Consider the following 22,766-nt stretch of genomic DNA (forward strand, 5'->3'; position numbering starts at 1 on the left):
CTGGCTAAAAGGAAAGCAACACCGCTATAGTTGTTTTGTTCTGTACACCTGCATTGTACTCAGTAAAACAATATGGAGGCATTCATGTCCGTTTCTGAAAAAAAAGCGATTAATCGCCAGTTCGAACGCGTTTCTGCCGAGGACGTTCGTCGGGCTGCCGAGTATCAGGCCGCCATTCTGGCCGACGTCGCCGGTCGCCGCGGTACGCTTCACGGCCGCATCAAACCGCTGGCTCCTCACATGTCCGTTGCGGGTCCGGCCATCACCGTGGAAGTCCGTCCGGGTGATAATCTGGCGATTCATGCCGCGATGGCGGTTGCGCAACCCGGCGATGTCCTGGTCGTCGATGGCAAAGGCGACCTGAGCTGCGCGCTGCTGGGCGAAATCATGGCCACTCAGGCTCAGGCGAGCGGCATTGCGGGCATCATTATTGACGGCGCTGTACGTGACGCCGATTCCCTGAGCAAAGGTCACTACCCTGTCTTTTCTGCCGGTCTGAACCCCTGCGGCCCGACAAAGTTAATTTCTGGCCGGGTTAATCATCCCATTTCAGTCGCCGGGGCGACGGTTCAGGCCGGGGATCTGGTTGTCGCGGATATCGACGGCGTGGTCGTCATCCCGCGTGATGAGGTTCAGCAGGTCATCGCGCTGGCAAAAGAAAAGCTGGAGATGGAGACCCGGCGTCTTGCCGCCATCCGTGAAGGCGATTTGCGTCCACACTGGCTAGATGACGCGCTTCGTAAGGCAGGTATGTTAGCTGACGGGGAGACGCTGTGATGGGGGGCAAAGACGTAATTCTGGTTACCGGAAGCGACCTGGCGGAGCAGGCCATGGTGATGCTGCAGGGCTTTGAGGTGGTGTTTGCGGGCCGCCAGCCGACAGAAGATGACCTGATCGCGCTGTGTAAACGACACAATCCCGTGGCGATTCTGGTTCGTTACGGCCGGATCACCGCGAAAGTCATGGATGCCGCCCCGGCTCTGCAGGTTATTTCCAAGCACGGAAGCGGGATCGATGTGATAGACCAGACGGCAGCGGCCGAGCGCAATATCGCCGTCCGCGCGGCCCCAGGCGCAAACGCGGCGGCAGTGGCTGAACATACCTGGGCGCTGATCCTCGCCTGCGCAAAGTCTGTAGTGCCTCTGGACAAGCGGTTACGAGACGGGCACTGGGATAAGGCGACGCATAAATCCATTGAGCTGGAGGGTTTAACGCTGGGGCTAATCGGATTGGGCGCTATCGGCTCGCGCGTGGCAACTATTGGTCATGCCTTCGGCATGAAGGTGCTGGCTTACGATCCCTATGCTAAATCGATGCCTGCCCTGTGCGAACGTGCAGAGACGCTGACCGGACTTCTTTCCCGTTCCGATGTCATCTCTTTGCACTGTCCGCTAACCGATGAGAATCGGGGAATGATCAATAGCGAGGCGCTCGCACACTGCAAACGGAACGCCATTCTGGTCAATACGGCACGCGGTGGACTGATCCACAGTGAATCGTTACTGGCGGCACTCCGGGATGGCACGCTGCACAGCGCAGCGCTGGACAGCTTTACCCAGGAGCCGCTGACGGCGCCGCATCTCTGGCAGTCCGTAGAAAACGTGGTTATTTCACCGCATATCGGCGGCGTTACCGCCGCGTCATACATCAAGATGGGGACCGTGGCCGCGGGCAATATTCTGGCCGTGACGGATGCCACCACCGTCAGCTCGTAAAGCCAAGCGTGACGAGTGGCAGCGCGCTGATGTCACTTGTCTTCTGCTGTGTAGAGACATTAAAGTTGTATCCTTTAACCTGAAAAAGACTTTAAAGTTGTAAAGTTTTAAAAAAACACATACAAAACATGATGCTAAGTGTGTATCACACGCTGTTCCAACATTATGCCTTGATGTTCTTGCAGGAACTGCAATTTACAGGAGGAAAAAGGTGTTTTTGTAGTTATCTGGCGTTACGTGACAGTGTTGGTCAGATACTTCCACCTCTTCAGAGTTAAAGTTTGATATATGGGAAAAAAAACGCTCCCGGACGGGAGCGTAAGCCAGTGACTTCGGCGTCAAATGAGGGTCTAACAAGTGGAGCTGCGGGTTAATTCTGGGTGATCTGACTGCGATGCTTATCAGCCTGCTGCTGGTGAACAACGGAAGACTGACCATTATTCGCCTTCTCATGTACAGCTGCGGCCTTCTCATGCTCGCTCATTTCAGAAAATGACTTTGCTGTTTCGTTGGTAGCTCCGGGTTTAGCTTTCATCATTTTTTTATGCATTTCAGCCATGTCCTGGTGGGCAGCAGAATTGCTGTTTTGCATCATGTCATGGGACATTGCGGCCTGATCGTGACTGCTCATATCCATCATTGTCATGCTGTCTCCCTGAATTGCACTTTTTTCAGCAGATGACTGCATCTGGTGGGCAGGTGCCTGTGCATTATTTACCTGGTCATGCATGTTCATTGTCTCTGCAGCCATGGCAGATGAAGCGGCAGCCATAATGGCAACAAATGATACGAGAATCTTTTTCATGGTTGGGTCTCCGGTGTTTACATACCCAAACAATCAATGGCTTATAACAGAGAAAGCAGTTGATCTCAGGGCGGGTTAATCATCACTCCAGGAACCAGGTGATTGTGTTATCACGCTGCTCCTGATTTATGAATAATTATAAAAAACCGCCTCTGTTTATCGCGTGACTGAATGATGACAATTTTGTCACCTTCCAGGTTTCTCCTGAACAACGGGATTAATCCATTAACAGGCGCACTTTGAACACAATTTCACGCCCCTGCTGTTCTGCTGACAGCTCGCCGCCGTGAGCATGAATGATCGACCTTGTAATTGATAATCCCAGCCCCGCGCCTTCCGTGTTGTAGAACCTTGATGAGTCTGCGCGATAGAACCGGTCAAACAAACGTTCCAGATTAGCGGGAACCTGGCCGGACATCGTATTCGTAATCATCACGTTCACACAGTCACTGTCACGCTCAAGGTGTATCGCTGTACAGGTGTTATCGGGAGAATACTTGATTGCATTGGAAAGCAGGTTACTGAAAGCACGTCGGAGCATATCGCTGTCTCCGGCAACAACGCCCTCTCCTTCAACCGTGATTGTCTTTCCTGTTTCGTCTGCCAGGGGCTCGAACAACTCACGTAATTCATTCAGTTCGGCTGCCAGATCCACATCATGTTTATCCAGCCGCAGCAGACCATGCTCTGAACGTGCCAGAAAAAGCATGTCACTGGTCATTCGTGACAACCTTTTCAGTTCTTCCAGGTTAGCGAATAAAATTTCGCGGTAATGCGAAACATCCCTTTCCTTAGCCAGTGCAAACTGCGTCTGCATCATCAGATTACTGACTGGTGTGCGCAGCTCATGCGCGATGTCAGACGAGAAATCTGACAGTTTCCGGAATGCCCCCTCCAGGCGATCAAACATATTATTGAACTCCTGCATGGTCTCAGAGATTTCCGGCGGAGCCAGATCGGGATTTAGACGCTGATCCAGGCTGTGTACGGTCATGGAGGAAGCCAGACTGGTCATTTCCCGTAGCGGTTTCAGACCAATACGTGTGGTCAGCCAGCCCAGAAAAACAGAAATAAAGACCAGACCGATATTGAACCAGAACAGCCAGGTACTGAGTTTGTCCATAAACAGGGTGTGATACCCAGTATCCGTGGCAACCGTAATGATGACATGTTTGCTTTTACCCTGTTCCGGCGTCACGGCAACCCGCCGCGAGATACTGCGGTACACGGTGTTATTTTCTTCCGTCTGGATCATATAGTCGAGAATATCACCCGACTTATTAAGCAGGATCGCTGGAACAACAGAATTTTTGGCATAGAGTTCAACAATTTTTTCATTTTCCATGTTTTTTATAGAAATGAATAAGCCATTGTGCCCCACCATCGCATCGTTTATTTTTTCTGATAATGACTTAATATCCGTTTTGTTCCTGAACGTCTCTGTTTTAAGAAACTCTTCGGTGAGCTGAAGTTTACCTGTCAGAAAATCGCGGTCCTGATTATCGAAATAGCCATTAAGGGTGCTAATCAGGATAAAACTTGATAACCACCATACCGTAAGCATCACCGCAGAAAAAATCAGGCTCAGGCGTGTGGTCAGGGAAATTTTGAACCTCACTCTTCTCTGATCTCCAGGACATATCCGGCACCGCGAACGGTATGGATCAGTTTTGGCTCAAAGTCATCATCAATTTTACTTCTCAGACGTCTCACGGCGACATCAATCACATTCGTATCACTGTCAAAATTCATGTTCCAGACCAGGGACGAGATAAGACTCCTGGGTAACACTTCTCCGGTGCGTTGCAGCAGCAACTCAAGCAGAACGTATTCTTTACCGGTGAGATGGATCTTCTTCCCCGAACGGATCACGGTCCGGCGCACCATATCAACGGTCATATCGGCGATGGTGCAGACTGTTGCGGCCTGCGAGCGTGCCCGGCGCAGTAGGGTTCTTACACGTGCAACCAGCTCCGTAAAATCAAAGGGCTTAATCAGGTAGTCATCTGCGCCAAGCTCCAGTCCTTTCACTTTGTCCCGCACGTTGTCCTTTGCGGTTAAAAACAGGACCGGTTCTTCGTGCCCGGACTCCCTCAGTGCGCTGATGATTTGCCACCCGTCGAGGAAAGGCAGCATCACGTCCAGTATTATCAAATCATACTGTCCCTTCGACGCGGCCCCGAGACCATCGCGGCCATTATTAAAGAGATCGGCCTGATAGCCTTCCTCAACCAGTCCCTGCTGCAGGTAACGACCTGTTTTTTGTTCGTCTTCAACGATTAAAATACGCTGCATGGTCAACTCGCTGATATGAAAGTAAAAATCTCACGCATGAGCTTTGGCTGTCCCCTAGCTGACCTGAGACGGAGCAAGCATTCCGAGCCACGCTACGGCGCCCAGAATGATAATCGCAACAACGAATTCTGTCAGGATGCTGTTTCGCATCAGGGCAACGCTGCGATCATAATTCCCTTCCCTGACCATAACTTCAAGCCGGGGACCCAGGTGAAACCGGTTTGCTGCAGCCAGAAGAAGCATCAGAACAAACAGAGCCGTCTTGGCAAGCAATATCCTCCCCCAGGAACTGTTGAATAAGGGAGTTAAGTTACCCTCAGCAATATACAGATAGTTGACCAGCGCACTCAGGATCAGGGCTACAACAATCACCGTTCCTGCCGTGGCAAATTTTGCCAGGGAGTCAGATATCACAATGACGCTCTGTGCATTATGCTCGTTTCTGCGCATCAGCAGGATAGCAAATGCAACCAGAGCACCTGTCCAGGCACCTGCAGCGCCGAGATGGGTCAGATCGCTCAGTAAATGGAGATAGTAATGCAGACCGTCATGCATAACGGCGTGTCCTCCCCAGGCAAGTGTAGCCAGCGCCACGCCCCCACTCATCGTCATCAGCAGGCAGGACAATACTCTCTTATTAGTGTAAAGGAACAAAGCACCGAGTGTGGTAAACAGGGCACAGAGCCTGACAATCCAGCTAATACCCACATCAGTTTCTTCTATCACCATCTCGATAACATGGATGGATAATTCTCTGAGGTCAGTTACTCCACTCATGGCATTAGATACCAGGAGCATATTAATGCCAGTAAGAATGATGCCTGTAACAACAGCAAAAGTTATAAACGACCTGAAATTAGTCAGGTTATAGGTTTCATGTCTGACACCGCTTATTCCATATATCTGAAAAAATGGCAATCCAAATATTACCATCAAATCCAGATAAAGAAGAAAACGAATAACAATCATAATCAGGTCGTTCATAATATTACTTCACTGTAAAGGTGTAATTACCGGTAATAGGGTGCGTATCTGAAGAAACCGCGCGCCAGTCAACACGATAAGTGCCAGCGGGTAAAGGCTCTCGCGGAATAATGACCATCGATTTAGGGTCAGCGCCTGGCGCCACTTTTGCCGCGACCGGCATCGGAGAATGTGATGACATGCCTTTCATACCCGTCATCGTTAATTTTGCACCTGAGAATTTCACGGTCAGATTTTCCGAGAAATTAAGCTGAATCTTTTCCGGGGCCGCTACGGCTGAATCAGCCGGTGGCACAGAGCTTTTTAATTCCGGATGGGCCATAGCAGAGAAAGCAACGCCCATAACGAGGCCACCTGTAAGAATGGCTTTATTTAAAATCGACATTTTATTTACCTGTTTAGTTGAGTGTTTTATATCAGTGCGTTAAAACCAGATTCTGGCTCCCGCCAGGAATACTACCTGATGGTCTTTCTCACCTTCTCTTTTCGCCATATCGGATGTTTTCCCGTAAAGTTGATTCCAGGAAACGCCTATATAGGGTGCAAACTCACGGCGTATTTCATAGCGCAGCCGGAGCCCCAGCTCTGTGTCAGTCAGTCCCCTGCCGCGACCCCGCGATTCATCATCCTGACTGTAGAAATTCACCTCATAGGATGGCTGGAGTATGAGCCGGTTAGTCAGTAAAACGTCGTATTCTCCTCCCAGACGAAGGGCTGCTTTTCCGCCATTACTGACAAAACCCGTAATTTCAGACTCAAAATTATAGAGTGCCAGCCCCTGAAAACCGACAGCAGCCCAGGTCCGGGCAGAAGCAGGTCTGAAATCCTGCCTGACACCCGCAACCAAATCCCACCATGGGCCAACCGCATGTCCCCAGAGTAACTGCGCTTCAGCCGCCTCCGTTTCCCCATTGCTTCGTTCACCTTCACTCTTTAGCCAAATCCGATCTGTGTCGCCTCCAATCCAGCTGTTAACACTCCAGCTGAAATTGTTGGTGTTATCCGACCGTTGCCATTCCAGTTGATCCAGCAGAACCAGATAATTAATCGCACTGTCGTGAATCGCATGCCCCTGTAAATTGCCGAATGCAGCCTTCCGGTCGGCATCGGTAACAGGCGGAATTGGCGTTCTGCTCTCAGTTACAATGGGCTCCATTGACGTCATCTCAGTGAAATTCTCATCTGCTGGCATCTGCATGGCAGACATGTCGTACCCGGCGTGGGGATCTGCAGAGACGGAGCCCGCCGCAATAGAAAGCTGTGAGGTAAACAAACCGGCGACCAGAACAGGTATGGCCTTCAAATTTCTCTTCATTCGCATCATTCCTCCACCCGGACTTCACGAAACATTCCCATTTCCATGTGATAGAGCAAATGGCAGTGATACGCCCAGCGGCCAAGCGCATCTGCTGTCACTCTGTAACTGCGTTTTGTACCAGGGGGAACATCTATTGTGTGTTTACGAACCATGAAATTACCGTTTTCATCTTCCAGATCGCTCCACATACCATGCAGGTGAATGGGGTGAGTCATCATGGTATCGTTGATCAGCGTGATCCTGAGCCGCTCACCGTATTTCAGCAGCACCGGTGCGGCATCTGAAAACTTGATTCCGTTAAATGACCAGGCAAACTTTTCCATGTGGCCGGTTAAATGCAGTTCTATGGTACGGCCAGGTTCACGTCCGTCAGGATCCTCAAAGCGGCTTTTCAAATCCGCGTACGTGAGAACCTTTCTTCCGTTATTTCGAAGACCAATACCCGGATCATTTAATTTCGGAGAGACGCTCATCGCCTGCATATCAACCAGTGGGTTATCCGTTTCTGACGCAGGATGACTTTGCATACCCGGCATTCCGGCCATCCGGGAATGATCCATACCGGCCATGCTGCTGTGATCCATGGGCGCGGAGGATGTCCCGCTATCCGGAAGGTCAGCACCGTCCATAGACATCATCTCTCCGCTGTTATCCATGCCTCCCATCTGGCTGTGGTCCATTCCTGCCATATCATGTCCCATTCCCCCCATACCCATATCTTCCATGGTCAACAGAGGACGGGGATCGAGGGGGGGAACGGCAGCACTTAACCCCTCTCTCGTGGCCAGTGTCCCTCGAGCGTAACCGGTCCTGTCCATGGATTGTGCGAAGATGGTATAGGCCTCACCCTGAGGCTCCACAATGACATCATAGGTTTCGGCAACGGCAATCCTGAATTCGTCAACGGTAACCGGGTTTACATACTGGCCATCTGCAGCCACGACCGTCATTTTCAGCCCGGGGATACGGATATCGAAATAGGTCATTGCCGAGCCGTTGATAAACCGTAAGCGTATCTTTTCACCGGGACGGAACAGTCCGGTCCAGTTTTTCAGCGGGGCCTGCCCGTTCATGAGATAGGTGTAGGTGTAGCCACTGACATCCGCGAGGTCAGTCGGATTCATTTTCATTTCAGCCCACATTTTCCGATCGGCAATGGTGGCTGACAGCCCCCTGGTATTCACGTCGCGGAAAAAAGAGCCAACGGTTGGTTTATTGAAATTGTAGTAATCCGACTGTTTTTTTAATTTTTTCAGCAGGCTGTGAGGATTTTCATCGGTCCAGTCAGACAACATGACCACATGCTCACGATCGTAAGTAAACGGTTCTGGCTCCCCGGCATCGATGATAATGGCACCGTATACCCCCTCCTGTTCCTGCAGACCGGAATGGCTGTGGTACCAGTAAGTCCCGTTCTGCTTAACCTTAAAGGTGTAAACGTAGGTATCATCAGGCTCTATGCCCATAAAACTCAGCCCCGGAACACCATCCATATTGGCCGGAAGAATAATGCCGTGCCAGTGAATGGACGTCTGTTCATTAAGACGGTTTTTGACCTTCAGGGTAATGGTGTCACCTTCTTTCCAGCGAAGAACGGGCCCCGGCAGGCCTCCATTGATTGTTTTGGCCTGACGCTCACTGCCCGTGATATTGACGGCCGTTTCACCAATGGTCAGGTCAAACTGAGTACCCTGCAGGGATGCGGCAACTGGCAGGCTCAGACTGGAACGCGCATTGAAACTCCATACGCCAAGACTTCCGGCTACGCCAGAGAGGGTTAACCCCTTCAGGAAAGTTCGTCGAGACGTTTTCAACAGCATGCGCATTCCCTTATTTAAAGTATGGTTACTGACAGAATTCGAGAACCGATTTAAATTAAATTACTGGTTCATCCACTTACAATGAAATGAATCTAGCACACCTTAAGAAACAAATTCATTACAATCGTGTAATGTACATAGCTGTATTACATTTACGTCATCTTCCCCACAGGTTGATTATTTTTATATATGATCATAAGGACATCTTTTATGTACCTCAGAAGGTAATTACACATGAATATATTAATCACGACCACTGCGTTTACAGCTTTATTTTGTGGGGCAGCTTTTGCTCAGTCCAGTGATATTGCCCATGAAGCACATCGATTTGTTAATAATGCCTCAGCCGTCAGTCATGTGAATTCCTCGACGCATGAAAACTTACCGGACAGGGTTAATAAAAACAACACGCCCTCATTCTCTGAAATGAATGAACATGAAAGGGCCATTGTTGCTCATTCATTTATGAACAACAGCGCGTCCTATGCGCATCAGAAAATGATTGAGGAACATAAAAAAATGCTGTCCGGCAGTGATGCAAATTCAAAGACCTCGTCTTCTTCTTTTAACGAACTGAATGCCGGAGAAAAAGCCGCTCTCGTGCATGAGCAGGTCAATAATGCCGGTGCGGAAGCACATCAGACGCAGGCAAGAAAGCTTCGCGGGCTGTATTCGACCAGGTAACTGCAGGCGGGTTAGTGCTTAGCGTCAGGTGCGCAGCAGGGCTTTACTGACGGGTTACGTAGCAGGACATGAGCCCCATATTGCTCTGCCGTAACCTGTTTCAGTCCCGTTAATCATCACCGTCGGGCTGGTCATACAGTTCCCAGAGCTTCAGGAGCAAACGGGAAACAAGATATGTTACAAAAATGACGACCATCAACGGTGCTCCCGATTAACTGACAGATGACACGCCTCCTGAAAACCCCTAGCATACGCCGCAGTGTTCATGCTAACGGCGAATTCCAGTAAATGTATTCTACCGATGTCGTAAAAGAAAATGCCTACCTTTCAGCCACCCGCTCGGGGCTGGAATCGAACGAGATCGCTACTCTTCAGCGCTCCTTGCCTTCCCGGTTTAATCTGCGGCATTTGAAAAAAAATGAATCATTAAAACTCGTACTGCAAAAGAAAGCGGGAAAATCACGTGTCGTGGCCTATAAATTTACGTCCGGTTCATTTAATTACACGGCGTATCGTATATCAGATAAAAAGTTCTATAACCTTTCCGATACTTCCTGGAAAGGCAGTCTCGATTATCCGTTACCGGCCACAGCAAGACTCAGTTCGCCTTTCAATCCTGCAAGACTTAACCCGGTATCGGGAAAAGTGAGTCCCCATAATGGCATTGATTATTCCATGCCCATGAACACGAAAATAGTCAGCGTCATCGACGGAAAAATCACCCGGGCCGAATACAACAGTACCATGGGATATTTTGTTGAAGTAACGGGAAAAGCCGGTGTTAAAACTCGCTATCTCCACCTCAATAAAATACTCGTTACTAAAGGGGCCAGGGTTACACGGGGAGGTGCTATTGCGTTATCCGGTAACAGCGGACGTTCATCCGGTCCTCATCTGCATTACGAGCTGGTCATCAATAACAACCCTGTTAACTCTCTGGCGTTCCGGGCAGCGGCACCCGCTGATAACAAACTCGAACAGCATGCCTTTGCGCATGCCAGAGACTACGAACGATACCTGGACTGATAACGGGACCGCGACGCGGCCCCGTCTGCCGGATTAATTTTTTTTATCGTTTTCACTTCCGTGATGTTGATGATCTCCATGCCCTCCGTGGCCGTGGAAAAGATGCATTAGCGGGCAGACCAGCAATAACAGATATGGCCAGTAACCTGCCACATGTGACCAGTGTTCGCGCAGGAGGGCAAATGCCGCGATCGCGGCGACAGCAATAAGCGCATAGGTGGTACTTTTCATACTGGACTCCTTCTGTTCGTAACTGACCCTTCACTCAGTGTTATTTCCCGAGCCTGACACTTTTCAGACGCAACGCATTCACAATGACGCTGACGGAGGAAAGAGCCATGGCCGCCGCCGCAATAACTGGCGACAGCAGTATTCCATACACAGGATAAAGCAGACCTGCAGCCACAGGCACGCCAAGTGCGTTGTAGATAAATGCAAAAAACAGATTCTGACGGATATTTTTCATGGTGATCTCTGACAGATGACGGGCCCTGTTCAGTATCATCAAGTCGCCTTTGAGAAGGGTGACTCCGGCACTTTCAATTGCCACATCTGTACCCGTTCCCATGGCTATACCCACGTCAGCCGCTGCCAGCGCCGGGGCATCATTCACACCGTCTCCGGCCATCGCAACCACATGGCCAGACTCTTTCAGTCGGGTTATCACTGCTTTTTTGCCATCCGGCAGAATTCCGGCTTCAACCTCATCTATTCCCAGTTTCCGTGCGACTGCTTCAGCAGTAAGCTGGTTATCCCCGGTGAGCATAACGATGCGGATCCCCGCCTGACGCAAAGCTTTAAGCGCATCCGGCGTGGTTGTTTTCACGGGATCCGAGATAGCTATCAGGCCTGCAAGGTCCCCGTCTGTGGCCACATAGATAACGGTAGCGCCTTCCATCCGCAACGTATCCGCAACGGCCTTTTGATTATCAATAACTATACTGTTTTCCTGCATAGCCAGTTCATTACCAATAACAACCCGTTGACCTTCGACATCGCCTGAGACACCTTTACCCGACGGTGCATCGAAATGAGTGACTGCGGGTATTGCGATCCCCTTTTCCTGTGCTGCTTTAACTACTGCCATACCCAGCGGATGCTGCGAGCCTTTTTCCACTGCGGCTGTTACACGCAAAAGAGATGTTTCCCCACCCGGATTGAGACTGATAATCCCTGTCACCGTAGGCGAACCTTCCGTGAGCGTGCCTGTTTTGTCGACAACCAGCGTGTCCACTTTTTCAAGACGCTCAAGGGCTTCGGCATTCCTGATTAACACCCCGGCCTGGGCTCCTTTGCCCACCCCCACCATTATCGACATCGGCGTGGCCAGCCCCAGCGCGCAGGGACAGGCAATAATCAGGACCGACACAGCCGCAATGAGACCGTGCGCCATCCTGGGCTCGGGCCCCCAGACAGACCAGATCACGAAAGCAACAACCGCGATAAGTATCACCAGAGGAACAAACCAGCCTGAAACGCTGTCAGCCATTCTCTGGATGGGGGCACGCGAACGCTGTGCATCAGCGACCATCTGAACAATTCGTGAGAGCATTGTTTCATCACCGACTTTCTCTGCACGGATGATGAGACTCCCTGTCTGATTAATGGTCCCCCCGATGACAGGGTCACCCTCCGTTTTGGTAACCGGCATAGATTCCCCGGTCACCATCGATTCATCAACGGTTGTTTTGCCTTCGATCACGATACCGTCGACCGGAATACTCTCTCCAGGTCTGATGCGGAGCTTATCGCCAGGCAGGACATCTTCCGCATTAATATCCGTTTCATGACCGTCATGATCCAGCCGTCTGGCGGTTTTGGGGGCAAGGTTCAGAAGCGCAGTAATGGCGCCTGAGGTTTGTTCCCGTGCCCGCAGCTCAAGAACCTGTCCCAGCAGAACAAGCACCGTAATAACTGCTGCGGCTTCAAAATAAACGGCCACCAGGCCATCCATGTTTCTGAACGATGCAGGAAACCAGGAGGGGAAGACGGTTGCAATGACGCTGTAAACCCAGGCTACGCCGGTCCCCATTGCAACAAGGGTAAACATATTCAGGGAGCGGTTACGTAACGACATTCCGGCCCGGGCGAAGAATGGCCAGCCACACCACAACACGACAGGGGAGGCCAGAAGCAGCTGCAGCCATGTGTTGTACTGTGGCGGTACTGTATTCCTCAACTCGGGAAACAGATGAGATCCCATTTCGAGTACCAGAACCGGAAACGCCAGCAACAACCCCAGCCAGAAGCGTCTTGTCATGTCGTGAAGTTCATCACTCGGCCCCGTGGATGCCGTAGCTACGAGCGGCTCCAGTGCCATTCCACAGACAGGACAGCTTCCGGGACCACTGCGGCGTATCTCCGGGTGCATCGGACATGTCCACACACCTTCAGAATTCTCTTTTTCCGCCTGGTGGTGAGGCTGTTTTATCTGATCAGGGCTGACTTCGTGATGATCGTGGTGATGGTGATGGGAATGTTCACTGGCATCTTCGGTAAGATAACGATCGGGATGGGCTTTAAATTTACTCTCACAGCTGGCGGAGCAGAAATAAAGTTGATGGTCCTGGTATCGAATGCTGCTGTGCGCCCTGTCGGGCAGGATGGCCATCCCGCACACGGGATCTCTCACCTTATGCAATACGTGGCCCTCGTCCGGGGATAATGTCTGCTCAGAAGCAGTCTGGTTGTTGTGTTGCACTGCATTGTCATTTTTCACAGTAACTCTCCTTATGCATACCGAAGCATCTTCTGTCTTCAGGGTATGTCATGGATGCGATTACCACGAATATCGCCGGCACAGGAGTGCCTGCTACCGGCGTCCCGTTATCAGCCGTTCCGCTGACTATTCGATTCGCTGGAAGACTTTTTTACTTCCATCCGGTGAGAATGCGATAACATCGTAAGCCTCTTTTCGGGCTCCCATCTCCATTCCAGGACTTCCTGCTGGCATACCGGGGGTGGCGAGACCGTATATACCTGAACCAGACTGCATTGCCTTATGTATCGTTGTCGCAGGCACATGGCCTTCAATGATCAAATTACCGGCAACCGCGGTATGACAACTTCGCAGTCCTGCAGGAATAGCATGCTTTTCTTTCAGGGCTGACAGCGCCTGATCATTCATGACGTGAGTTCGTACTTCAAACCCGTCTTTTTCCATCGCCTTGCCCCACAGGGAACAACAGCCACAGTTTTCAGATTTGTACATATCAATCACTTTTTCACTCGCCATCGCGGGCAGTGAAAGGCCGAGAGCCAGCGCCATCAGAACCACTTTTTTCATACTCACCTCTGTATATTATCGATTTAAACCCTGACGTCAGGGTGAATCAGTAAAGAAGGACACCCACAGGGGGTGCCCTTTCAGGTTCAGGACACGCTTTTTTTATGTCTGCGCAGCCAGATTAATTTGTAGGCGGCAGGAATAATGAACAGGGACAGCAGCGGAGCCGTGATCATCCCACCAATCATGGGTGCCGCGATACGGCTCATGACTTCTGAACCTGCACCGGTTCCCCAGAGTATTGGCAGCAGACCCGCAATGATCACCGCCACGGTCATGGCTTTCGGCCGGACACGCAGTACGGCACCATGATAGAGGGCTTCATCAAGGCCTTCCGGTGTGAACGTCTCTTTACGGGACAATTCCGGGTGCGCTTCAATGGCATGACGCAGATACATCAGCATGACCACGCCAAACTCTGCTGCCACCCCGGCCAGAGCGATAAACCCCGTTCCGGTTGCGACAGACATATGGAAGCCCTGCCAGTACAGGAACCATATCCCGCCAACCAGGGCGAACGGCAGGCTCATCAGGATCAGCAGGGCTTCATCAACCCGGCGGAATGCCAGATACAACAGGATGAAGATGATCATCACCGTCATCGGCACCATCAGCTTCAGTTTCTTGTTGGCATGCTCAAGCAGTTCAAACTGTCCGGAGAATGACACGCTGGTACCCGGTCTCAGTTTCACTTTCTGACTGATCGCCGTTTTAATGTCATTAACCACCGACACCATATCCCTGCCGCGCGCGTCAATGTAAATCCAGCTGGCTGGACGGGCATTTTCCGTTTTCAGCATAGTCGGCCCGGAAACGACCTTAATATCCGCAACATCGCCCAGCGTGATCTGCTGCTTCATCGGGGTCAGGATCGGCATCTGTTTCAGGGCCTGCGGGCTGTTCCGGTAATCCTGCGGATAGCGGATATTAATCGGGTACCGGGCCACGCCTTCAACCGTTTCCCCTACCGTCGCGCCGCCGATGGCTGATGAGATGAACAGCTGCACATCGCCCACCGTCATTCCGTAGCGGGAGGCTTTTTCCCGGTTGATATCCACATCAATGTAGCGCCCGCCTTCCAGTCGCTCTGCGAGAGCAGACACTACGCCGGGTACGGTTTTGGCGACCGCTTCGATACTCTGCGCCGTTGCATCGATATCGGACAGAACCGTTCCGGACACCTTGATACCTATCGGGCTTTTGATCCCGGTTGAGAGCATATCAATACGGTTACGGATTGGCGGCACCCAGAGGTTTGCCAGCCCCGGTAAACGGACGGTCCTGTCGAGTTCTTCAATAATCTTGTCAATCGTCATGCCTGGACGCCACTGATCCTCAGGTTTGAGCTGGATCGTGGTTTCAACCATTTCGAGCGGTGCGGAATCCGTGGCGGTCTCTGCTTTACCGGTCTTGCCAAATACAGAGGCCACTTCAGGAACGCTTTTGATTAACTTGTCCGTCGTCTGCAGGAGCGCTGCAGCTTCAGCCGGAGAGACACCCGGCAGGGTCGACGGCATATACAACAGGTCGCCCTCGTTAATCTTCGGCAGAAACTCACCGCCCACCTGGCTCAGCGGCCAGATAACGGTGAAAATGGACAAGGCCGCAACCAGCAGGGTTGTTTTTGGCCAGTGGAGAACCCGCAACAGCAATGGATGATACGCTTTGATCAGTACCCGGTTCAGGGGGTTACTGGTCTCTGCAGGAATTTTCCCCCGGATCCAGAATCCCATCAGAATCGGAATGACGATGATGGCCAGCGCGGCCGCGCCCGCCATGGAGTACGTTTTCGTGAATGCCAGCGGGCCAAACAGACGTCCTTCCTGACCTTCCAGGGTAAAGATAGGAATAAAGGACAGGGTGATGATCAGCAGGCTGATAAACAGTGCGGGTCCCACTTCAACGGAGGCATCGGTAATCACCTTCCAGCGGGTGGCGTTGTCAATCTGCTCACCCGGATGCTGATGATCCCACTCCTCAAGCCGCTTATGCGCATTCTCAATCATCACAATGGCGGCATCCACCATCGCACCGACGGCAATCGCTATCCCTCCCAGCGACATGATATTGGCGTTCAGTCCCTGGAAGTGCATGACGATAAAGGCGATACACAGACCAAGCGGCAGAGAGATAATCGCCACCAGGGCAGAACGTACGTGCCACAGGAACAGGGCACAGACGATGGCCACCACGATAAACTCTTCCAGAAGTTTGGAACTGAGGTTATCAATCGCCCGGTCGATGAGCTGGCTGCGATCGTAGGTGGTCACGATTTCAACGCCTTCCGGCAGGCTGGCCTTCAGCGTCTCAAGTTTATCCCTCACTGCCGTGATAACGTCGCGTGCATTTTTACCCGACCGCAGGATCACCACGCCGCCAGCGACTTCGCCCTGGCCGTTCAGCTCGGCAATACCACGCCGCATTTCAGGCCCGGTCTGCACGCGGGCAACATCCCGCAGATAAACCGGCACGCCGTTCTCGCCTGTTTTCAGGACGATGTTATTAAAATCATCAATGCTCTGAAGATAACCGCTGGCACGGACCATATACTCAGCTTCGGCCATTTCAACGGATGAGCCACCGGCCTCCTGGTTAGACGATTCAAGGGCCTGTTTCACTTCGGGCAGGCTGATACCATACTGAGACAATTTTACCGGATTGACCTGAATCTGGTACTGTTTCACCACGCCGCCAACCGAAGCGACCTCAGCCACGTTCGGGATGGTTTTCAGCTCAAATTTCAGGAACCAGTCCTGCAGAGAACGCAGTTCTGAAAGGTCGTGTTTTCCGCTGCGATCGACAAGGGCATATTCAAATATCCAGCCCACCCCCGTGGCGTCCGGACCGATTTCAGAACTCACACCGGCGGGCAGTTTTCCCTGTACCTGGTTCAGGTACTCCAGCACGCGGGAACGGGCCCAGTACAGATCGGTGCCGTCTTCAAAAATGACATACACATACGAATCACCGAACTGTGAAAAACCACGCACGGTTTTTGCGCCAGGCACGGACAGCATGGTGGTGGTAAGTGGATAGGTGACCTGGTTTTCTACAATCTGCGGGGCCTGGCCGGGATAGCTGGTTTTGATAATGACCTGCACATCTGACAGGTCAGGCAAGGCATCGACAGGCGTGTTAATAATCGTCCATGTGCCCCAGATGCTGAGAAACAGGGCCCCCATCATGACCAGGAAACGGTTGGCGACAGAGCGCCGGATAATCCATTCAATCATCGTCGTCTCCTCAGTGCCCTGAATGCATATTTACAGGCTGGTCAGACATTGCTGGCATACTGCTTTCTGTTTTTTCAGGGTGGCGCATACGTTCCAGTGCGCCCGTAATATTGGCTTCAGAGTCAATGAGGAACAGGCCACTGACCACCACGGTATCGCCTTCATTCAGGCCGGAGCCGATGCCGGACTGTTGCTGTGACTCATGCAGAACGTGGATCTGTTTCGGCACAAACTTGCCTTCATCATCAACAGTAATCACGCGCTGTTCTTTGCCGGTATCGATAACGGCCTGGCTTGGTATCAGCAGCATCTCCTGGCTTCTGGTATTCAGTTTCAGATAGGCATTCATGCCCGGCTTGAGAAACTCATCCTTATTAGAAACCTGGAGACGGACCTGAAGCGTACGGGTTGTCTGATCCACGCTGGGAAGAATATTCCATTTTTCGACATGGAATGTTTTATCCGGATAAGCCGGTACCGAAATTTCAAACTGCGACGTATCTTTCAGCAGATAGGCGATAGATTCTGGCACTGCAGCGCTGATCCAGACCGGGTCCATTCCCTGAATCTGAGCCACCACCTTATCTTTCGAAATATTCATGCCGGTGCGCAGGTCAAATGCAGTAATGACACCATCAATAGGTGCTTTAATGGTAAAACGGGTCTGAATGCTCCGGGTAGAACGCAGTCTCTGAATATCCTCTTCCGGCATACCTGCCAGGCGAAGCCGTTCCAGAACGCCTTTAATTTGCGTGGAAGTACCACCGGTGCTGGATAACAGAAGGAATTCACTCTGTGCTTCCACCCAGTCCGGAATGGTAATATCGATAAGTGGCGTCCCCTTCTTCACATGATCGCCAATCGTCATGGGGTAGACTTTTTCGACAAACCCGTCAGAACGCGCCTGCACAATAACAAACTGATACTCGTTATAGCTGACATTAGCCGGGATTGTCTGAGAATAATTCAGCATTCCTCGCGTGACTTTTTGCGTTTTTAATCCCAGATTCTGAACCTGGGTTGGGTCGATACGGATCCCGCCACTGCTTTTATCGCCACTGTCATCAGCATATTTTGGCACCAGGTCCATATCCATAAAGGGCGATTTTCCGGGTTTATCAAATTTGGTATCCGGTTTCATTGGGTCATACCAGAAAAGCACCTTTCGTTCCGGTGCCTTTTGTTCTGTTTTTTCTGTCTTTTGTGCTGAGTTTACATACTGCCAGGCAGTAACCGATATCAGCCCCCCTGCTATGAGGCTGCTGATAATTATTGCAGCATATTTTATCTTTAAAGAAGCCATACAATTTTCCGCTAAAAAATCAAAACACCTGGCATATGCGCCTGACGGTTAACTCACACATATACCTATGTGAATGTACAGGCGCACAGGATGTAATCGCTCCGGACAGCCAATCAGGACTGCGTCACGTTAATGCTTTTGAGTAAGGAGATATTGCCCTGCTGAATAAACGAGAAATCGACATGGTTGCCTGTTTTCAGGGCATTAATAGCATCGTCTGCATTAACAAAAGTAAAGCGCATGGTCATTGCAGGCCAGCCCACCGCTGGAATTGCTTCATGCGAAATGGTGATTTTCTTAGTATTCATATCAATGTCTTTAACGACACCGGTGCCCTTGATAACTTGCTGTACCGAAGCATCACTGGCAGTATTCATATCGCCATGCTGATGTGTTTCAGCATGAAGACCGGCAGAAAACATGACAGAGAAGGCACCAAATAAAACGGCTTTAAGTGAATTACGCATTTTAATTTCCTGATTAATTAAATAAATTTACTCTACCCAACCGCCACCCAGCGCGGTAAACAGATTAATTTCGTTAACCTGCCGGGAATAGGTAAGATCGAGAATGGTTTGCTGGGTAGCGAAGAGGGAACGTTCTGCATCCAGCACTTCGATGTAACTGACAGCACCACTTGCATACAATCCTCTGGCACGCTGGAGAGTTATCTGAAGTGAATCAAGATAACGCTGCTGTGACTCAAGTTGCTGGCTAAGGCTGTCGCGCAGCGCAAGCGTGTCGGAAACATCCTTAAAGGCTGACTGAATTTTTTGTTCGTAATTAACCACCGACTGTTGCTGGCGAATTTCAGCCAGCTTCAGATTGGCTTTATTCCTGCCAGCATTAAATATAGGAATTTCAATTTTAGGGATAAAATTCCACATTCCACTTCCTGACGTAAACAGGCTGGACAGCTCCGTACTGCTTGCGGAAAGACCACTGGTCAGGGTAATTGAGGGGAAAAAGGCCGCTCGCGCTGCGCCAATATTGGCATCAGCCGCTTTCAGCTGATATTCCGCTTCCATAATATCCGGTCGCTGCAGCAAAATTTGTGAAGACAGATTTGGTGGCAATTTTACTGGGGCTATCTCCCCGCCTTTCATCCCTTTTTCTGACGGAAGTGCGCGGTACGTTCCCAGCACCAGTTGCAGGGCATTGTTTGCCTGAGCCAGATCGCCTTCTCGTTTGGCTATTTCGGCGCGGGTACTTTCGATTTGTCCTCGCGCCTGTTCAAGTGCCAGAACGTTCGTACTCCCGGTCACGAGCTGCTGCTCAACGAAAGCATAGGACTGTTGATAATTTTTCAGCGTTTCCCGCGCAATACGAAGTTGTTCGTACGCCAGTTGCTGGCTGAAATAGCTTTGTGAAACGTTGGATACCAGCAGGATGTGTACGGCCCGACGGGCTTCTTCGCTGGCAAAGTAGTTCTGGCGATCAGCATCACTCATGTTCTTAAGTTTGCCGAAAAAATCGAGCTCATAGCTGAGCTCCAGTCTCGCGTCGTACTCCTGTGTGGTCGGCTTGTCACCTTTCAGACCACCGCTGTATGTTATCCCGGATGAGGCATTCAGCTGGGGATAACGATCTGCATCCGTGACGTTGAACTGGGCTCGGGCCTCTTCAACCTTCAGGGCAGCCATTCTCAAATCACGGTTATTAGTCAGAGCTTCACCGATCAACCGGGTAACCTGGGGATCGACAAAAAAGTTACGCCAGCCCGTATCCTGATAGCCATTTACCGCTGGCGTCAGGCTGTTATGGGACAGTGAAAACTGCTGGGGTACCGGTGCTGCGGGCCGCTGATATTCAGGCGCAAGCGACACGCAGCCTGCCAGGATGAATATCGTGCTAATGCTGAGTAATTTTAATTTGAACATAACGCTTCTCGTCCAGGCAGACCTGGTAAATGGTTCAAATGAAGTCCAGAGTATTGATAGGGGTACTTTACCTAACGCTCTCTGTTTGCCGGGTGACAGGATAATGACAATGTTGTCATTTTTGCTGTAATCCGTTGATAACGATCGTGGGCGCAATAGAATGACATTAGCAGCCAGCCGGGGAGCAAGATGAAAATATTGATCGTCGAAGACGAAATTAAAACAGGTGAATATCTCAGCAAAGGGCTTACAGAGGCAGGGTTCGTAGTGGATCACGCTGATAATGGTCTTACCGGATATCATCTCGCCATGACAGCCGAGTATGATTTAGTCATTCTGGATATCATGCTACCTGATGTGAACGGCTGGGATATCATCCGCATGCTGCGCACTGCCGGAAAGGGTATGCCGGTCTTACTGCTGACAGCCCTCGGCACGATCGAACATAGGGTCAAAGGACTGGAACTGGGTGCGGACGATTATCTGGTTAAACCCTTTGCGTTTGCCGAACTGCTCGCCCGGGTGAGAACCCTTCTGAGGCGGGGAAACACGATGATCACGGAAAGCCAGTTTAAGGTGGCTGACCTCTCGATTGATCTCGTATCCAGAAAAGTCAGTCGCGCCGGAAACCGCATTGTGCTCACCAGTAAAGAGTTCAGCCTGCTGGAATTCTTCATTCGCCATCAGGGAGAGGTTCTTCCCCGCTCCCTGATTGCCTCTCAGGTCTGGGACATGAATTTTGACAGCGACACTAATGCGATCGATGTCGCAGTAAAGCGACTCCGCGCTAAAATAGACAACGATTACGAGACAAAGCTGATCCAGACAGTCCGGGGCGTGGGCTACATGCTGGAGGTCCCGGATGCATAGCAAACCTTCCAGACGCCCTTTCTCACTCGCTCTGCGGCTGACCTTTTTTATCAGCCTGTCCACGATACTGGCTTTTATCGCATTCACCTGGTTTATGCTGCATTCTGTTGAAAATCATTTTGCCGAGCAGGATGTCAGCGATCTTCAACAAATCAGCACCACACTGAACCGTATACTGCAGTCCCCGGTGGATCCGGATGATAAAAAAATAAGCAAAATAAAGGAATCAATTGCCAGCTACCGCAACGTTGCCCTTTTGCTCCTCAATCCCAGGGGGGAAGTGCTCTTTAGCTCAGCTCAGGGGGCGGCACTACGCCCGGCAGTGAATTCAGCAGATTTTAGCGAGCACAGCCGCGCACGGGATGTCTTTCTCTGGACGGTGGAGGATCCTGCGGGACCGATGGATACCGGGTCCGAAATGAAGATGGAAACATACAGGATTATCGCCTCCTCTGGTCAGGCGATATTTCAGGGCAAACAGCAGAACTATGTCATGCTGACTGGCCTATCCATTAATTTCCATCTCCATTACCTCGATGCGCTGAAAAAGAACCTGATTGCGATTGCCGTCGTGATAAGCCTGTTGATTGTTCTGATCATTCGAATCGCTGTCCGTCAGGGGCACCTGCCCCTTCGTAATGTCAGCAATGCCATTAAAAACATCACCTCCGAGAATCTTGATGCGCGACTGGAACCGACACGCGTTCCCATTGAGCTGGAGCAACTGGTTATCTCGTTCAATCATATGATTGGAAAGATTGAGGATGTCTTTACCCGCCAGGCCAATTTCTCTGCCGATATCGCGCATGAGATCAGAACGCCCATCACCAATCTGGTGACGCAGACTGAAATCGCACTGAGTCAGGATCGAACACAGAGGGAACTTGAGGATGTCCTCTATTCCAGTCTTGAAGAGTATAACCGGATGACCAAAATGGTCAGCGATATGCTGTTCCTGGCACAGGCAGATAATAATCAGCTGATACCTGACAGGGTCATGTTTGACCTCAGAGCGGAAGTCATGAAAGTCTTCGAGTTTTTCGAAGCCTGGGCCGAAGAACGCAATATCACGCTCAAATTTAACGGGATGCCCTGCCTGGTTGAGGGAGATCCACAAATGTTCAGAAGGGCGATCAATAATCTGTTATCCAATGCCCTGCGTTATACCCCGGAGGGACAGGCAATCACCGTCTCAATAAGAGAGCAGGAGAGCTTTTTTGACCTTGTGATTGAAAATCCGGGGAAACCAATCCCTGAAGAGCATTTATCAAGGTTGTTTGACCGTTTTTATCGGGTGGATCCGTCCAGACAACGAAAAGGAGAAGGCAGCGGCATCGGCCTTGCGATTGTGAAGTCAATCGTGGAAGCACATCACGGAAGAGTGCAGGTGGAATCGGACGTACACTCAACGCGTTTTATCTTATCCGTGCCCAGACTGGAGAAAATGATTCCGGACACCCAGTGCTGGGAATAAAGATTTAAATGACAAAGATGTCATTAGCCTGTCATGCAGCAAACAGAAGCCATTCGATATAATTAGTGCAACT

At 50.9% G+C, this 22,766-nt stretch carries 20 protein-coding genes; 6 read left to right on the plus strand and 14 right to left on the minus strand.

What is annotated here, in order from left to right; all coding sequences use genetic code 11:
- Positions 1-84 precede the first annotated feature (84 nt).
- Together FHC48_RS05360 and FHC48_RS05365 are read left to right on the plus strand one after the other, a co-directional pair.
- Complete coding sequence (locus tag FHC48_RS05360) at positions 85-777, plus strand: RraA family protein (RefSeq protein ID WP_039267176.1); 693 nt, start codon at positions 85-87, stop codon at positions 775-777.
- Positions 777-1,715 carry an NAD(P)-dependent oxidoreductase gene (locus FHC48_RS05365; protein WP_045336749.1) on the plus strand — a complete coding sequence of 313 codons (939 nt, stop codon included), beginning with the start codon at positions 777-779 and terminating at the stop codon, positions 1,713-1,715. Before FHC48_RS05360 ends, FHC48_RS05365 begins: the two co-directional genes overlap by 1 nt.
- A 370-nt stretch (positions 1,716-2,085) precedes the next feature.
- Here the strand turns inward: FHC48_RS05365 and pcoE are convergent, their stop codons facing one another.
- The 7 genes from pcoE to pcoA form a co-directional block, all read right to left on the minus strand.
- Positions 2,086-2,520: a copper resistance system metallochaperone PcoE gene (pcoE, locus tag FHC48_RS05370; protein WP_000723069.1), complete on the minus strand. Its 435-nt coding sequence runs from the start codon at positions 2,518-2,520 to the stop codon at positions 2,086-2,088.
- A 217-nt stretch (positions 2,521-2,737) separates the two neighbouring features.
- Positions 2,738-4,138, minus strand: a complete 1,401-nt coding sequence (pcoS, locus tag FHC48_RS05375; protein WP_001211179.1) for a copper resistance membrane spanning protein PcoS — start codon at positions 4,136-4,138, stop codon at positions 2,738-2,740.
- The gene (pcoR, locus tag FHC48_RS05380; protein ID WP_001188930.1) at positions 4,135-4,815 is read right to left on the minus strand and encodes a copper response regulator transcription factor PcoR; all 681 of its coding nucleotides are present in this window, start codon (positions 4,813-4,815) and stop codon (positions 4,135-4,137) included. Before pcoR ends, pcoS begins: the two co-directional genes overlap by 4 nt.
- A gap of 54 nt (positions 4,816-4,869) precedes the next feature.
- The gene (gene pcoD / locus FHC48_RS05385; protein ID WP_229692861.1) at positions 4,870-5,748 is read right to left on the minus strand and encodes a copper resistance inner membrane protein PcoD; all 879 of its coding nucleotides are present in this window, start codon (positions 5,746-5,748) and stop codon (positions 4,870-4,872) included.
- 55 nt (positions 5,749-5,803) lie between these two features.
- Positions 5,804-6,184 (minus strand): copper resistance system metallochaperone PcoC, encoded by a 381-nt coding sequence (gene pcoC, locus FHC48_RS05390; RefSeq protein WP_059364264.1) that lies wholly within the window; start codon positions 6,182-6,184, stop codon positions 5,804-5,806.
- A gap of 39 nt (positions 6,185-6,223) precedes the next feature.
- On the minus strand, positions 6,224-7,114 hold the full coding sequence (gene pcoB, locus FHC48_RS05395) for a copper resistance outer membrane transporter PcoB (protein WP_072253904.1): 891 nt from the start codon (positions 7,112-7,114) through the stop codon (positions 6,224-6,226).
- Between the two features lie 5 nt (positions 7,115-7,119).
- Positions 7,120-8,937 (minus strand): multicopper oxidase PcoA, encoded by a 1,818-nt coding sequence (pcoA, locus tag FHC48_RS05400; protein WP_000925240.1) that lies wholly within the window; start codon positions 8,935-8,937, stop codon positions 7,120-7,122.
- A gap of 234 nt (positions 8,938-9,171) precedes the next feature.
- Between pcoA and FHC48_RS05405 the strand changes: the two genes are divergently transcribed.
- Positions 9,172-9,621 (plus strand): copper resistance protein, encoded by a 450-nt coding sequence (locus tag FHC48_RS05405; RefSeq protein WP_001023257.1) that lies wholly within the window; start codon positions 9,172-9,174, stop codon positions 9,619-9,621.
- 288 nt (positions 9,622-9,909) lie between these two features.
- A complete protein-coding gene (locus FHC48_RS05410) occupies positions 9,910-10,647 on the plus strand; it encodes a peptidoglycan DD-metalloendopeptidase family protein (RefSeq protein WP_059364260.1) in 738 nt (245 codons plus the stop codon).
- 33 nt (positions 10,648-10,680) lie between these two features.
- Here the strand turns inward: FHC48_RS05410 and FHC48_RS05415 are convergent, their stop codons facing one another.
- The 7 genes from FHC48_RS05415 to silC all read right to left on the minus strand — a co-directional run bounded on the left by FHC48_RS05415 (position 10,681) and on the right by silC (position 20,349).
- Positions 10,681-10,878, minus strand: a complete 198-nt coding sequence (locus FHC48_RS05415; protein ID WP_000843494.1) for a DUF2933 domain-containing protein — start codon at positions 10,876-10,878, stop codon at positions 10,681-10,683.
- Between the two features lie 40 nt (positions 10,879-10,918).
- Positions 10,919-13,366, minus strand: a complete 2,448-nt coding sequence (gene silP, locus FHC48_RS05420; protein ID WP_001353604.1) for an Ag(+)-translocating P-type ATPase SilP — start codon at positions 13,364-13,366, stop codon at positions 10,919-10,921.
- A 126-nt stretch (positions 13,367-13,492) separates the two neighbouring features.
- Entirely contained in the window at positions 13,493-13,933 is a 441-nt protein-coding gene (locus FHC48_RS05425; RefSeq protein WP_000758228.1) for a DUF411 domain-containing protein, read from the minus strand.
- Between the two features lie 86 nt (positions 13,934-14,019).
- The gene (gene silA, locus FHC48_RS05430; RefSeq protein ID WP_000574029.1) at positions 14,020-17,166 is read right to left on the minus strand and encodes a Cu(+)/Ag(+) efflux RND transporter permease subunit SilA; all 3,147 of its coding nucleotides are present in this window, start codon (positions 17,164-17,166) and stop codon (positions 14,020-14,022) included.
- Positions 17,167-17,176: 10 nt separating this feature from the next.
- Positions 17,177-18,469: a Cu(+)/Ag(+) efflux RND transporter periplasmic adaptor subunit SilB gene (gene silB, locus FHC48_RS05435; RefSeq protein WP_000157620.1), complete on the minus strand. Its 1,293-nt coding sequence runs from the start codon at positions 18,467-18,469 to the stop codon at positions 17,177-17,179.
- 113 nt (positions 18,470-18,582) lie between these two features.
- Positions 18,583-18,936 carry a cation efflux system protein CusF gene (cusF, locus tag FHC48_RS05440; RefSeq protein WP_001246155.1) on the minus strand — a complete coding sequence of 118 codons (354 nt, stop codon included), beginning with the start codon at positions 18,934-18,936 and terminating at the stop codon, positions 18,583-18,585.
- A 27-nt stretch (positions 18,937-18,963) separates the two neighbouring features.
- Complete coding sequence (gene silC, locus FHC48_RS05445; protein WP_000475506.1) at positions 18,964-20,349, minus strand: Cu(+)/Ag(+) efflux RND transporter outer membrane channel SilC; 1,386 nt, start codon at positions 20,347-20,349, stop codon at positions 18,964-18,966.
- Positions 20,350-20,538: 189 nt separating this feature from the next.
- Here silC and silR point away from each other — a divergent pair, with 189 nt between their 5' ends.
- Positions 20,539-21,219 carry a copper/silver response regulator transcription factor SilR gene (gene silR / locus FHC48_RS05450; protein WP_000697968.1) on the plus strand — a complete coding sequence of 227 codons (681 nt, stop codon included), beginning with the start codon at positions 20,539-20,541 and terminating at the stop codon, positions 21,217-21,219.
- Positions 21,212-22,693 (plus strand): copper/silver sensor histidine kinase SilS, encoded by a 1,482-nt coding sequence (gene silS, locus FHC48_RS05455; RefSeq protein ID WP_000555736.1) that lies wholly within the window; start codon positions 21,212-21,214, stop codon positions 22,691-22,693. Before silR ends, silS begins: the two co-directional genes overlap by 8 nt.
- The last annotated feature ends 73 nt before the right edge of the window (positions 22,694-22,766 follow it).

The sequence above is a fragment of the Enterobacter sp. EC_50 genome, from assembly GCF_019584525.1.
Taxonomy (GTDB): domain Bacteria; phylum Pseudomonadota; class Gammaproteobacteria; order Enterobacterales; family Enterobacteriaceae; genus Enterobacter; species Enterobacter roggenkampii.

Excerpts from the sequence above, each read along its gene's own strand:
- silB (WP_000157620.1), bottom strand. The coding sequence starts at position 18,469 with ATGGCTTCTTTAAAGATAAAATATGCTGCAATAATTATCAGCAGCCTC.
- silC (WP_000475506.1), bottom strand. The coding sequence starts at position 20,349 with ATGTTCAAATTAAAATTACTCAGCATTAGCACGATATTCATCCTGGCA.
- pcoD (WP_229692861.1), bottom strand. The coding sequence starts at position 5,748 with ATGGTAATATTTGGATTGCCATTTTTTCAGATATATGGAATAAGCGGT.
- pcoR (WP_001188930.1), bottom strand. The coding sequence starts at position 4,815 with ATGCAGCGTATTTTAATCGTTGAAGACGAACAAAAAACAGGTCGTTAC.
- FHC48_RS05425 (WP_000758228.1), bottom strand. The coding sequence starts at position 13,933 with ATGAAAAAAGTGGTTCTGATGGCGCTGGCTCTCGGCCTTTCACTGCCC.
- pcoE (WP_000723069.1), bottom strand. The coding sequence starts at position 2,520 with ATGAAAAAGATTCTCGTATCATTTGTTGCCATTATGGCTGCCGCTTCA.
- FHC48_RS05360 (WP_039267176.1), top strand. The coding sequence starts at position 85 with ATGTCCGTTTCTGAAAAAAAAGCGATTAATCGCCAGTTCGAACGCGTT.
- silA (WP_000574029.1), bottom strand. The coding sequence starts at position 17,166 with ATGATTGAATGGATTATCCGGCGCTCTGTCGCCAACCGTTTCCTGGTC.
- FHC48_RS05405 (WP_001023257.1), top strand. The coding sequence starts at position 9,172 with ATGAATATATTAATCACGACCACTGCGTTTACAGCTTTATTTTGTGGG.
- pcoA (WP_000925240.1), bottom strand. The coding sequence starts at position 8,937 with ATGCTGTTGAAAACGTCTCGACGAACTTTCCTGAAGGGGTTAACCCTC.
- silR (WP_000697968.1), top strand. The coding sequence starts at position 20,539 with ATGAAAATATTGATCGTCGAAGACGAAATTAAAACAGGTGAATATCTC.
- cusF (WP_001246155.1), bottom strand. The coding sequence starts at position 18,936 with ATGCGTAATTCACTTAAAGCCGTTTTATTTGGTGCCTTCTCTGTCATG.
- pcoC (WP_059364264.1), bottom strand. The coding sequence starts at position 6,184 with ATGTCGATTTTAAATAAAGCCATTCTTACAGGTGGCCTCGTTATGGGC.
- FHC48_RS05410 (WP_059364260.1), top strand. The coding sequence starts at position 9,910 with ATGTATTCTACCGATGTCGTAAAAGAAAATGCCTACCTTTCAGCCACC.
- FHC48_RS05365 (WP_045336749.1), top strand. The coding sequence starts at position 777 with ATGGGGGGCAAAGACGTAATTCTGGTTACCGGAAGCGACCTGGCGGAG.
- FHC48_RS05415 (WP_000843494.1), bottom strand. The coding sequence starts at position 10,878 with ATGAAAAGTACCACCTATGCGCTTATTGCTGTCGCCGCGATCGCGGCA.
- pcoB (WP_072253904.1), bottom strand. The coding sequence starts at position 7,114 with ATGAAGAGAAATTTGAAGGCCATACCTGTTCTGGTCGCCGGTTTGTTT.
- silS (WP_000555736.1), top strand. The coding sequence starts at position 21,212 with ATGCATAGCAAACCTTCCAGACGCCCTTTCTCACTCGCTCTGCGGCTG.